This is a genomic window from Nocardia coffeae (assembly GCF_019890715.1).
Classification (GTDB): Bacteria; Actinomycetota; Actinomycetes; order Mycobacteriales; family Mycobacteriaceae; genus Nocardia; species Nocardia jiangxiensis.
This window is the reverse complement of the sequence record NZ_JAINZY010000007.1, coordinates 429,123-441,530: the sequence shown is the minus strand read 5'-3', so window position 1 is coordinate 441,530 and position 12,408 is coordinate 429,123. Positions and strand designations below refer to the sequence as shown.

The window sequence follows — 12,408 nt, the reverse complement described above, 5'->3', positions numbered from 1 at the left end:
AATGCCCCCACCCGGATCACTTGATCCTTCACGCCAGACACCCTTGAGAAGTCGGCGTTGCGGCCGTGTTCGCCTTGCCTCCCGATGGCAAAATGCCGACCGTCCACCAGGGTGCACCCCCACTTGTAGATGGTCCGGGTTACTCCGTTGCCGATCTCACGGCGCGCCGAGCTCGCGAAGCTTGCGACCTCCGACCAGCGGAACTGGTCCAGGCTCTTGGTTGGTATCCCAGCTGTCGGTCTGCTTGTTCTCTTGCCGGTCTTGCCAGACCGCGCCTTGTTCGTAGACATACACCGCCTGGTTGTCACTGTTGCTGATGTTGCGAGCGAACTTCAACAGCCCCGCATTGATCCCCGACCCCGTGTCGTTCGTCGGTTCGGGAAACACCGCGATCAGTTGGCCCAGAGCGAGCGCGCTGGCGGCCTGCGCCACATCAGCAGCGATGATGCCGGTTTCTGTCATTTCCTCCCCGATCCGTGAAATGGATTGCACTCTAACATGTTTCACTACCCATAACCCGCCGCCATCCATCCATCGACCGGCTCGAAGTGCCACTCTCAGGCCGCCCTCCGTATATGGATGAGGGAGACGATGTGCGAATCGTCCGGGATCGCCACATGCTCACGATGCTGTCGCGGGCAATACCCCTGGGGTGGAACTCATTTGGGCTGACCGCTCTCGTCAGCGACCTGGGTTTTGCGTGCTGACAGCACTAGGAGGCGGTCGGCCGCTGGTCGAACATCCACACGTGTCTGTCGATATCGGAGTCGATCGGTCGAGTTTCGCAGTGCGGAGAGCACTGTGGGTACGTCTTCCCGCTGGGCACGACGCAACGCCCCGGTCCCGATCTCGGGCGCGGGCCGGTGTCGCGTTTTTGCAATCGCGTGCGGCGTCGGTGTTGCAGGCTGGCTGACAGTAATTTTGTTGCGGAGAGGAAACCCCATGGCGGTTGCCACGTTGAAAATGCTCACTCTGGACAGTGCCGACGCACGGCGAGACGCGGAGTTCTGGGCGGCGGCGCTCGGTTGGAAGATCGCGCACGCGCAGGACGAGTACGCCATGCTCACTGGTCCGGATCACGCGCTCGGGTTCGGCACGGTCCCGGACTATCAGGCGCCGACCTGGCCGAACGAGAATGGCACCAAGCAGTTCCATCTGGATTTGGCGGTCGAAGACCTCGAGATCGCCAGTAAGCAACTGGTCGAACTGGGCGCCACGGTGCCGGAGTTTCAGCCCGGTGAGAGCTGGCGGGTGCTGCTCGATCCGAGCGGCCACCCGTTCTGCCTCACCCTCGCTGCCAACTGGGGCTAGTCGGGCTGTCGTGCTCCGCATCATTGAGCCGGATGGCTCCATTGCCGGGCTGTTCTGTGCGGGCTCGACAGAACCCAGAGGTCTTGATGGCGGCGCTCAGTCCCGTGACGCGTGCCGTTGAACGAGTTGGCAGACCGTGCGGGGATCTTCGATCTGCGGGTAGTGCCCGAGCCCCGGCAACCGCGTCAGTTCGGCGTGCGGGCGAAGGGCGAGCACGGCTTCGAGCACGGCCTCGGTACAGATGGGATCCTTTCCGGCCCATCCCAGTTCGAGTCTGCCTGGCCAGGATCGCAGGGCGTCGTGCCAGCGGCCCGCGGTCGGCGGCGTCACGCGTTCGCGGTTGTAGTGGATGAGCTTGTCCAACATGTGGTGGCCGTCGTACCGGGCCAGCAGCGACCACTGGTCGGCGGCCTCGTCGGCGTCGAGGGGGTGTTCGGCGGAGAAGATGCCCGCGAACTGGCGGGTGAACCCGGACTGTGTGGTCAGCCGTGTGAACAGCGGGCCGATCCGGCTCAACAGCAGCTTCTGTCCACGCAGCAGGCTCGCCCGCTCGCGCACCAGGCTGGCGTTGAACAGCAACACCGACCGCAGCGGGAACGACAGCCGCCCTTCGATGTCGCGCGCGAGGAGTTCGGTCGCGACCGAGCTACCCATGTCGTGTGCCACCAGGACCACCGGTTCATCCGCGAATCGTCGCGTCAATTCCTCGACTATGTCGGCCTGGGCGGCCAGCGTGTAGAGCTGGTCGCGCGGCTTGTCGGAGAGCCCGAAGCCGAGGAAGTCGAACGCCATCAGCCGGTGCCCGTCGATCAGGTCGAAGGCGTCTCGCCAGTCGTAGGAACTCGACGGATACCCGTGCAGGAACACCAGCGGAGCCCGATCGGCCGATCCGCCACGCTCGCGCACGAAAATGCTATGGCCCGCAACCTGTTCGACCGTTCCGGCCCGCTGCCAGGCCGTCACCCGCGGGGTGAGCGTGTCGGTCACGGTCACCGTCCCGCGTCTTCGACGAACTGCGCCACCACGGCCGCGAATTCGGGGCCCTTGTCCTCCTGCAGAAAGTGCCCGCCGCCCTCGATGATCGTGTGCGGTCGCCCGGACGCTCCGGGAATCTGCTCGCGGAATTGCCGGTCGCCGCCGCGGGTGATCGGGTCACCGTCGGAGAACGCGGTGAGAAACGGTTTGTCGAAGCGGGACAATTCTTCCCACGCCCGGCGGTTGGCCGGGGCCGCGGGGTCGTCCGGCCCGGTCGGGACCAGCAGCGGAAAGGCCCTGGCACCGGCCTTGTACGTTTCGTCCGGGAACGGCGCGTCGTAGGCCGCCATCACATCCGCGGACAATGCCGTCCGGCAGCCGCCCGCGACGATGCCGCCGACCGGGAAGTCCGGAGACTCCTGCGAGAACTGTTGCCAGGCAAGGAAAGCGTCGGTCACCTTCGAGGTACCGGTCGGCAGTCCGGTGTTGGCCACCACCACCCTGGCGAACCGATCCGGATGCTCGGCGACCAGTCGCAACCCGATCAGGCCACCCCAGTCCTGGCAGACGAGCGTGATCGACGACAGATCCAGCCGGTCGAAAAGCGCTTCGCGCATCCATTCGACGTGGCGGGCGTAGGTGTAGTCGGCGCGGTCGCCGGGTTTGTCGCTGCGCCCGAAACCCACCAGATCGGGCGCGACACAACGCAGCCCAGCGTCCACGAGCACCGGGATCATGTGCCGGTAGAGGAAGCACCAGGACGGCTCGCCGTGCAACAACAGCACGACCTCGCCGCCGACCGGGCCCTCGTCGAGATAGTGCACCCGCAGCCGGGAGTCGTCCCCCGCCACGTCGACATAGCGCGGCCGGAACGGAAAATCGGGCAACTCCGCAAAGCGATCGTCGGGCGTGCGCAGGACCTGCATGCATACCACCGTAAACAATTCATGTCACAGAATCCCGCAACCCACCGCGAAAGCCGTGGCCCAGCGCACCGGGGTGGAGTCGCTCTACAGCCACGCCGCCGAGACGCAGGCCCGGCGTCATCCCTGAGTGGCTATGGCAACAGCCACTTGAATCCGCGATTGCAGTCGCAGTTTCGTCAGGATGCTCGAAATGTGCGATTGGACGGTGCGGGGCGAGACGAACATTCTGGTGGCGATCTCGGGGTTCGAAAGCCCCTGCGCTACCAATAGGGCAACCTTCTGCTCGGTCGGTGTGAGTGCCTGCAGACCGTTCTTCGGACGGTTGCGGCGACCACGCCGGCCACGGCGGATCCCGAATTCCCGCAGGTGTGCCTCGGCCCGGGCGATATCCCATTCGGCGCCGAACCCGGCGTACAACTCGACGGCGTCGTCCAATGCGGACCGAGCCTGCGCCTCCCGCCCCTCGCCCGCGAGCAGGAGCGCCAGCAGTTCGTTCGCCTGTGCCTGATACCAGGGGCGACCGGCCTCCCGGAACGATTCGACGGCCCGGGCGACAAGCGCGGCGTCGCCCTCGGCCAGCCCGTGACACAGCGCCGCCGTGCCGCGCCGGCTGGGTGTGGAATGACGCGCATCCACCAGATCCGCGACGGCAGCGACCTTGCCGGCAATGTCCATCCGCCCGGCCACGAACGCCACTCGCGCCAGATCCGGAAATGCGTGATACGCCATGGCGGACAGCAGTCCGTCCTCGAACTCCCCGCGCAGGCCCCACAGCGTATCGAATGCCGCGTTCGAATCACCTTGCGTCTCATATATCAACGCCTGCACCCACGGGCGCAGGTGCCGATAGCTGGGGCACTCCCGATCATCGGGGGCGGCCAGCGATTCCGGGGCGCCGACGAACGTGCCGCGGTGCACCGCGACGAGCGCCTCCAACCACTCGGCGGGTGCGGCATGGCCGGACACGTCCGGTATCTCCCGGCAGGCGCGCAGTCCGATCAGGGATTCGTCCCAGCGGCCTCGCAGAAAGTGCAATTGCGCCAGCGCCAACCGGTTCAAGCCGAGAAACACTCCAGAGTTGTGCTCGCTGTACCGAATCGCCCGCTCGAGTGTCTTTTCCGCGACCACGTACCGGTCCGACTCGGCCAGACAACGTCCGCTCAGCGAATAGGGCTGGATGTGGGACAGTCGCGGGCGCCCACTGGATTCGAAATTCCGCATCAGCCGATCACCGAGTTGCTGCGCCTCATCCAGAAATCCCTGATGGAATCGCAACAAGCCCAGCGCGAACGAACCCAGTCCCCATGCGACCGGATCCTCGCAGGCTGCACCGGTTGAAATCGCTTGTGCCGATGCCTCTTCGACAATATCGAACCGTTCCAGCAGCACACAGCACAGAGCACGAAATCCGTGGAATTGCCCCTCCTGCAGTGCCGTGAGGCCGGGGCGGGCAAGCACCGAGTCGACGAGCGCGACGGCGTCGAGTAGGTTTCCGCGAGCGAAGCACGCGTGCGCCAGCAGCCAGCGCAGCGGGTTGCCGACCTCCTGCTGCCGACCGGCCGCGATGGCGCCCTGCGACAACGCCTGCCGCGCCACCGCCTCGGCCCTGGTCGGGTTCCCGCTCCACAACAGCGCCCTGACCTGCCAGAGCCGCAACTCGTCGTAGCACCTCGCATCGAGTCCCGGCGTCCCGAGGCCCCGGGCGAGCAGTCCGGCCGCCAATTCCGGTGCACGACCGGTCAACCTCTCCGCGACATCCACCAGCCACTCCACCACGGTCGCCTCGAGCGGGCCGTCACCCGTCAGCAGGTACATTGCGATGCGCTCTACCGGTGCCTCGATCGACATCAGCACCCGCGCCGCTCGCAACTGCAACGTCACCCGCGTGGCGGGTGGAAGCTGGTCGGCCAGCACCTGACGGATCAGGTCGTGCCGGAAGCTCAGCTCGGCGCCGGAACGAACCAGGATTCCCGAGGCGACCGCGACACTGATCACGTTCCATACGTCGATGAGTGGGGCCTCGAGGACCTCGGACAGCTCGATCGCCTCGACGCCCTGCCCCAATGCGGCTGCCATCGACAGGATCTGCCGCGATCGCGCCGGAAGATGATCCAGCCGCCGGACGATCACATCGGTCAGCGATTCCGGTAGGCGAATGTCCTTCGGTCCGTTCACCGCGAAAGTCGTCGTGTCCGAGGTGATTTCCCCGGACTCGATCATCTCCGCCTGCAGCAGTCCCGCCACCAGTTCGGTGATGTACAGCGGATTACCACCCGCCCGGGAGACAGCCGCCGACAGCAGCGGCCCGGCAACGGATCCGAGTGAGAGTTCCACGAGCACGGCAACTTCCGAATCACTCATCGGGCCGAGCCGTACGAGTTCGGCGCCCCCCGACTCGAATTCGGCGAGCAGCACCGACAGATGGCGCGGCCGCGGCAGCGGCCGGACGGCGAGCAGGATCAGCAGCGGTAGCGTCCGGACGAGTTCTCCCAGTCGTTGCAGCGCCAGCAGGCTCGACGAATCCGCCCAGTGCGCATCGTCCACGATCATTACGAATGGACCTGCGGCACAGTAATTCTCGGTCTTCACAAGCAGGTCCTCGATGATTCCCATCTCGTGCCGGATCACCATCGGGGTGGCGGCACTGCGCCCCTCCGGCATCGGCGGGAACTCCGGTGTGGACGCCGCCGCGTCGATCGCGGCCCGCAGTGGCCTCATCGCCGCGAGTGCCACACGCTGCTCGAGCTCTTTCGCTTCACTCCACAGCACCCGCATGCCGCGCGCGGAGGCGAGCCGCGCGGCCGCGGTGAGCATCGCGGTCTTGCCGATGCCCGATTCGCCCTCGACCAGGACGATCCCGCCCGCCCCGGCGACCACCCCGTCGATCCGCTTCACCATCCGATCGAGTTCGTCCCGCCGGCCGATCAAGCGGCCGTCCGGACCGTCGAACGGAAGATATTCGAGCGCCCCACCCGCGCCGGACTGCTCCACCAGCGCAGCCGTGGGTTCGATTTCGCTGAGTTCTCGCATTGTTCCTGCCGCCTGGGAAGCCGAGTGGGGCGAGTGATGTCGCACGGCCGAGATCCGTTGCCCCACAGCGTTGGCCAGACTCGCCCTCCTCCCAGGTCGAGTTCGCTACCCGGCAAATCCAGTGAAACCCCCCGACCGCGAGAGCGGATGTTCTACGCAACCGACATCGGTTACGCTGCAACAGCTTCGCAGAACAGACTGACGTCGTATCGGATCGATCGACGTACACTGATTTACCAGTAGGTCAGATTCTCACCAGTACCCGCCCGATAGTCAAGAGGCACAGGACAATGACGCCACGCCCCACGTCGTCACACATCCTCGACGTCGCTGAGCGACTCGTGCAGAGTCGCGGGTTCAACGGGTTCAGCTACGCCGACATCGCCGCGACTCTGTCGATCTCCAAACCCGCTCTGCACTACCACTTTCCGAGCAAAGCCGAGCTGGGCCTGGCACTCGTGCAGCGGTACGAGCAACGGTTCTTCGAGGCGCTGTCGGCGGTCGATGATCGGGACGCCCCCGCCCGGCTGGAGCGCTATGCGAGCCTGTACGCGGGTGTCCTTCGCGAGGAGCGAATGTGCTTGTGCGGCATGCTCGCCGCCGAATACACGACACTGTCCGAGCCCATGCGGCAATCGGTGGTCCACTTCTTCGAACGAAACAAGGAGTGGCTCTCCGAGGTACTGACGCAGGGACAGCGGGAACGAACACTCACCTTCGCCGAATCTCCGCGCGAGAAGGCGCACATGATCATCAGCTGCCTGGAAGGCTCGATGTTGGTGGCCCGGTTGTACGGCGATCTCGACATGTTCCAGACGACGGCGGCGACCCTGCTCGCGGGGCTCTCGGCCGGCGTCGGCGAAATCACCAATACCGCAGGGTGATCCCGCTCTCAGGAGAGCGGCGGACCGGAATCGACTATGGTCGGAACAGCGGACCACACCGCGAATTCCACCCGCAGATGTTCTCCGAACTCCAGACGACCGGCTCACTGCCCTCGGTCAGATCGACCACGCATTGGGCGCCCGCAGATTCGAGCAGCTCGGTATCCCAGCTCTTGTTCCATCCTTCCGGTACGAGATGCACGGCGTGGCCACTTTCCTCCAGTCGCCCCGCCAGCTCCCGCAACACCTCGGCGGTGCCGGCGCCCCGCCCGCGGCAGTAGTGCCGATCGCTTCCTCGCGCCAGCGTGCGCCGGGCGAAGCCGTCGATGACCGTGATCGCCGCGTCCGTTCGAACGGCCATGCGGTCCACGACCCTCGCGGCGACATCGGCCAGCGCCGCATCCCCGCGCTCGACACCTACCCGGACCAGCAGGCAGTCGGCGAAACCTGTCGTCGCGCTCACCGCCATCGGCTCGAGATCGATCACACCACGGCTCGCGGCCGCCGGCGCGACCGTGTAATCGACTGTGCGACAGCGGCTGCAATTGATGCGCATTCTCGTCCCCTCGTCCCGGAAACTACCTCGGCGCGCATCCGCACCATCGGATGATGGAGCGCTCGTACCGGGTATGCCATCGACTCAGTGGCGAGATGTCGCAAACGAGTCATGTATGAACGATAGGGAGAGATATCGCCGCTGGGTGGTGTCGCTTCGGACAGATTACGCACTCTTTGCGACACCGACACCCGAATCCCCTCGGCGGCAAGCGAAAAGAATGCCGACAACCTGACTACAGCTCCAGTACCAAACGGGAGCCCAGGGACCGCGAACAACAGATCATCATCACTTCGTTGGCTTGACGCTCCTGCGGGCTCAGCAGACTGTCCCGGTGATCGGGAGTGCCTTCCAGCACCACCGTTTCACACGTGCCGCAGGTGCCTTCACGGCAGGACGAGAGGACCTGGACACCAGCCTGCTCAGCAATCTCCAGAATCGAAGAACCGGGTGGCACCATCAGGTCGATTTTCGACTGGGCACACCGGACTTCGAACATCTCGTCCACCTCGGATTCGACCTGTCCGGCAGCGAACCGCTCGACATGCACTGAATCCGAAGGCCATGCAGCACAACGCTGTTCAACCTCAGCGAGCAAGCGTTCCGGTCCACAGCAGTAGACGTGCACCCCCGGCCGCACCGTACCGAGCACGGTACTCAAATCCAGTGGCCCGCTCCTGTCGCTCGGATGGATCCGCACACCATCCAAGCCCGACAGTTCCTCGACATAGGCCATGCCGGCAGTTGCTCTACCGCAGTACTCGAGTGCCCATTTGCCACCTCGCGCAGCAACCATCCGTATCATCGGCAGCAGCGGCGTGATCCCGATGCCGCCGGCGATGAATAGATACTCCTTCGCATCGCGTAGTGGAAAGTTGTTGCGCGGGCCCCGAATTCGCAGTCGATCACCGACAGCTACTTTTTCGTGCACCAACGTGGAACCGCCGCGGCCGACCTCTTCGTGAAGTACCGCGATCGTCAGCGTGTCGCGTGCTTGTGGGTCTCCGCACAACGAGTACTGCCTCACCAGATCCGGCCCGAGAATCACATCCACATGTGCCCCCGGCTCCCATGTCGGCAGGTCATCTGCGGTGATGCGGAACGTCAATTCCACGACCCTGTCGGCGATCACGCGACGAGCGGCGACGACGACCGGATACTCGGGTTCATGCTTCACGATACGGCTCCGGCCATAGTCGATGGCCCCGCGACTGCCAGTGGAACGGGGTTCGTCTCAGCACGGTGGCCGACAGGATGGGACAGCAACCACTGCCAGAGCTCGATCGGATCCAGGGCTGAATGTGTGGCACCACAGTGGCAGTATCCGAGTAGCTCATCAGTACCAGGACGCCACTCCACACGGTATGGCCGTGCAGTCATCGGGCCTCCACCCCACCGGATGGTTCCGTGAGCTCCGCGGTCTTCAGCAGATTGGCCATCAACCGCCGCGCCCCGAGCGCACCGGTGTCGATGTTGATCGACAACTCTTGATACGTACCGGAGGTCCGCTCCTCCTCCGCGATCACGGCTTCCACCACATTGAGCGCCTCGACATCCTGCATGACCACGACGCGATTGTTCGTATGGAGATACTCGGTGATGGACTGGTCCTCGATCGCGAAATCACGGGCGACCATCCAGAAGTCGTGGACCGAATGCTCGGTTTCGGGGGTGAGAGCATAGACGATCTCGGTATGGAAGGCGCCATCGTCGACGGAGTAGTCCCGACCGGGCACATAATCCGGCGGAGGATAGTTCCCCTGCGGCGCCACTCGGCTGTGCAACCGATAAAGGCACGGCGGGGTGAATTCGATATCCTGCCAGCGCGTGATGCGGCCCGTGATTCCTGTCGAGTTCGCATAGAACGGTGGGCATTCCGCATCGTCCATGCGACGGCTCACCCGCACGACACCGGCTTCCTCGTCGATCTCGGTCGTGATCGGGGTGTCGGCGACCTCGGGTGTCCCGATATAGCCGCCGTGCAGATAGGTCTCATGCGACAGGTCCATCAGGTTGTCCATCAGCAGCGCATGTCGCCCCTGAATCGTTTCGAGCCCGCGAGTGGTCGTCCACCCCGACGCGATGAGCCAAGGCGCCCGTGGGATCGACTCCGGCGCGGACGGCTCGCGATCACCGATCCAGACCCACACCAAGGAGTCCTGTTCGACCACGGGATAGGCGGCTACCCGCGCACTGCGCGGTATCCGTGTCTGGGCCGGTACCGCTACACACGTCCCGGTGCGGTCGTAGGTGAAACCGTGGTAGCCACAAACGATTCGATCGCCTTCGACACGTTGCGACTTCGACAGCGGATACCGCCGATGGATACAACGGTCGGCCAACCCCACCACCGCACCGTCCTCGGCGCGGAAGAACACCAGCGGCTCGTTACACACCGTCCGCGCGAACAACTCCTCTCCGATCTCCTCGCTATAGGCAGCGACATACCACTGATTACGAACAAGAGTTGTTGTGGGACTCATAGCGGACTCCTGAAGGACCATCCCCGACCGGGGCGAGAACTGTTCCGGTCATGATGCGTCCGGCCCGAAATGAGATCCAAGACTCACTTCCACCCAATGGAAACGCGGATCTCATGGAGGCGAGAAAGAAGCGGGAGGCCGTCCACCCAACTGCCGCGTGATGCCGAGAGCAGCGGTCTGCACTGCAGGGGCCCACACCCAACGTCGCGTATCGTCGCTCGGCACCACGACGGAGACTGCAGCAACAACCTTCCGGTCGGCACCGAACACGGGCGCGGCCACCGAGTACGCGTCCAGCGTCACCTGCCCCTCGCTCACTGCCACCCCGGTCCGACGGACCTGCGCCAACTCCTGCCGCAGGCGAGAGGCGGTGTGGATCGTCTTATCGGTGAAGGACCGAAGCGGTCCACGGAGAATCTCCTCGACCTCATCGTCAGGCGCATACGCCAGAATCGCCAACCCGACGCCGGTCGCGTGCAGTGGCCACCTGGCACCGACGCGAATGTGTACGGCCACGGCGTTACGAGCCGACAAGAACTCGACGTACACGACCTCCGCCCCGTCGCGCACCGCCAACTGCACATTCTGATGTGTCGCCTCGTACAGGTCTTCCAAGTACGGCAACGCGACATCGCGCAACTGCTGGCCGCGTGGGCACAGCGCCGCGATCTCCACCATCCGCAATCCGATCTGGTATCCCCCACCAGGTGAGCGATCCAGTGCACCCCACCGAACGAGATCAGTGGCGTGCCGATAGACCGTCGTCTGCGGAATCCCGGTCCGCAGCGCAAGTTCCGGCAACGTGAGCACCAACCGGTCGCGGTCGAACGCTGCCAGCACACTCAACGCTTTGGCGACCATCGACTCTTCCGACACCTGAGCATCATGCCCACCGCCAACTGCGAGAATCCAGGGGACCTCCACTCCGCAGGGGGATACCCCAGTAGGGTACCCACCTGGAAACGGAACTCTTTCAGATCCGGAAGGGGACCACAAGGGGACGGAGGCCGCCTCCCGACCCTGGAAACTGCGCCCTATCAGGCAAGTTTCAGCGAACGCCCGATGATCTCCTTCATGATCTCGGTCGTGCCGCCGTAGATGGTCTGGACGCGGGCGTCCATGTAGGCCTTGGCGATGGGGTATTCGCGCATGTAGCCGTAGCCGCCGTGCAGTTGCAGGCATTTGGTGATGAGGTCGAGCTCTTCCTCGGTGCTCCACCACTTGGCCATGGCGGCCTCTTCGACGGTGAGTTTGCCGTCGTTGAGGGCCTCGATGCACTTGTCGACCAGGACGCGGACCGCGGTGGTCTTGGTGGCGAGTTCGGCCAGGACGAAGCGGGTGTTCTGCTGGGCGCCGATGGGCTTGCCGAAAGCCTTGCGGTCGCGGACGTACTGGATGGTCATGTCCAGGCAGCCCTCCATGGCCGCGGCGGCCATCACGGCGATGGACAGCCGCTCCTGCGGGAGGTTCTGCATGAGGTGGATGAAGCCCATCCCCTCGGTGCCCAGCAGGTTCTTGCCGGGAACCCGGACGTCGGTGAAGCTCAACTCGGCGGTGTCCTGCGCCTTGAGGCCGATCTTGTCCAGGTTGCGACCGCGCTCGAAACCGGGCATACCGCGCTCGACGACCAGCAGTGAGAAGCCCATCGACCCCTTCTCCGGATCGGTCTGGGCGACCACGATCACGATGTCGGAGTTGATGCCGTTGGTGATGAATGTCTTGGCGCCGTTGAGGATCCAGTCGTCGCCGTCCTTGACCGCACGGGTCTTGATCCCCTGCAGATCGGACCCGGTGCCGGGTTCGGTCATGGCGATGGCGGTGATGATCTCACCGGAACAGAAGCCGGGCAGCCAGCGCTGCTTCTGCTCCTCGTTCGCCAGCTCCAGCAGATAGGGGGCGATCACGTCGTTGTGCAGCGTGAATCCCAGGCCCGAGTACTGCCCCTTGGCGGTCTCCTCGGTGAGGATCGCGTTGTAGCGGAAGTCCTTCACACCGCCGCCGCCGAACTCCTCGGGCACTGCCATGCCCAGGAATCCCTGCTTACCGGCCTCGAGCCAGACCTGCCGGTCGACGACGCCCTCCTGCTCCCACTGCGCATGGTTCGGTGCGACGTACTGCTCGAGAAATTTGCCGTACGACTCCCGGAACAGGTCGTGCTCCGGTTCGAAAAGGGTGCGCTCCACGCCAACCTCCTTGTGACCACATGGGCTACCTCGCCTCTGCCCATACGGTACATGGAAGTC

Annotated in this window: 12 protein-coding genes; 3 read left to right on the top strand and 9 right to left on the bottom strand. The window is 64.6% G+C overall.

All coding sequences use genetic code 11. From position 1 onward, the window contains the following. Window positions 1–156: 156 nt before the first annotated feature. The gene (locus tag K7711_RS26700; protein ID WP_222972168.1) at window positions 157–462 is read right to left on the bottom strand and encodes a hypothetical protein; all 306 of its coding nucleotides are present in this window, start codon (window positions 460–462) and stop codon (window positions 157–159) included. 480 nt (window positions 463–942) lie between these two features. Here K7711_RS26700 and K7711_RS26695 point away from each other — a divergent pair, with 480 nt between their 5' ends. Continuing rightward, complete coding sequence (locus K7711_RS26695) at window positions 943–1,311, top strand: VOC family protein (protein ID WP_222972167.1); 369 nt, start codon at window positions 943–945, stop codon at window positions 1,309–1,311. Between the two features lie 96 nt (window positions 1,312–1,407). On the opposite strand, the gene K7711_RS26690 is transcribed toward K7711_RS26695, so the two are convergent. Next, complete coding sequence (locus K7711_RS26690; RefSeq protein ID WP_222972166.1) at window positions 1,408–2,304, bottom strand: alpha/beta fold hydrolase; 897 nt, start codon at window positions 2,302–2,304, stop codon at window positions 1,408–1,410. Then, complete coding sequence (locus K7711_RS26685; RefSeq protein ID WP_222972165.1) at window positions 2,301–3,212, bottom strand: haloalkane dehalogenase; 912 nt, start codon at window positions 3,210–3,212, stop codon at window positions 2,301–2,303. The genes K7711_RS26690 and K7711_RS26685 overlap by 4 nt, the downstream gene beginning before the upstream one ends. Here K7711_RS26685 and K7711_RS48520 point away from each other — a divergent pair. After that, on the top strand, window positions 3,211–3,339 hold the full coding sequence (locus tag K7711_RS48520) for a hypothetical protein (protein WP_268929444.1): 129 nt from the start codon (window positions 3,211–3,213) through the stop codon (window positions 3,337–3,339). The genes K7711_RS26685 and K7711_RS48520 overlap by 2 nt on opposite strands. Here K7711_RS48520 and K7711_RS26680 read toward each other — a convergent pair. Next, entirely contained in the window at window positions 3,330–6,242 is a 2,913-nt protein-coding gene (locus tag K7711_RS26680; RefSeq protein WP_222972164.1) for a helix-turn-helix transcriptional regulator, read from the bottom strand. The two genes, K7711_RS48520 and K7711_RS26680, sit on opposite strands and share 10 nt — an antisense overlap. A gap of 290 nt (window positions 6,243–6,532) precedes the next feature. Here K7711_RS26680 and K7711_RS26675 point away from each other — a divergent pair, with 290 nt between their 5' ends. Further along, window positions 6,533–7,126, top strand: coding sequence for a TetR/AcrR family transcriptional regulator (locus K7711_RS26675; RefSeq protein ID WP_222972163.1), 594 nt, complete (start codon window positions 6,533–6,535; stop codon window positions 7,124–7,126). A 34-nt stretch (window positions 7,127–7,160) separates the two neighbouring features. On the opposite strand, the gene K7711_RS26670 is transcribed toward K7711_RS26675, so the two are convergent. From K7711_RS26670 to K7711_RS26650, 5 genes are all read right to left on the bottom strand, one after another. Next, window positions 7,161–7,613 (bottom strand): hypothetical protein, encoded by a 453-nt coding sequence (locus K7711_RS26670; RefSeq protein ID WP_222972162.1) that lies wholly within the window; start codon window positions 7,611–7,613, stop codon window positions 7,161–7,163. A gap of 304 nt (window positions 7,614–7,917) precedes the next feature. Continuing rightward, window positions 7,918–8,859 (bottom strand): PDR/VanB family oxidoreductase, encoded by a 942-nt coding sequence (locus K7711_RS26665; RefSeq protein ID WP_308014954.1) that lies wholly within the window; start codon window positions 8,857–8,859, stop codon window positions 7,918–7,920. Window positions 8,860–9,058: 199 nt separating this feature from the next. After that, window positions 9,059–10,165, bottom strand: coding sequence for a Rieske 2Fe-2S domain-containing protein (locus tag K7711_RS26660; RefSeq protein ID WP_222972161.1), 1,107 nt, complete (start codon window positions 10,163–10,165; stop codon window positions 9,059–9,061). A 111-nt stretch (window positions 10,166–10,276) separates the two neighbouring features. Continuing rightward, window positions 10,277–11,041 (bottom strand): IclR family transcriptional regulator, encoded by a 765-nt coding sequence (locus K7711_RS26655; RefSeq protein WP_308014953.1) that lies wholly within the window; start codon window positions 11,039–11,041, stop codon window positions 10,277–10,279. 161 nt (window positions 11,042–11,202) lie between these two features. Further along, entirely contained in the window at window positions 11,203–12,348 is a 1,146-nt protein-coding gene (locus tag K7711_RS26650; protein ID WP_222972160.1) for an acyl-CoA dehydrogenase family protein, read from the bottom strand. Between the last annotated feature and the right edge of the window lie 60 nt (window positions 12,349–12,408).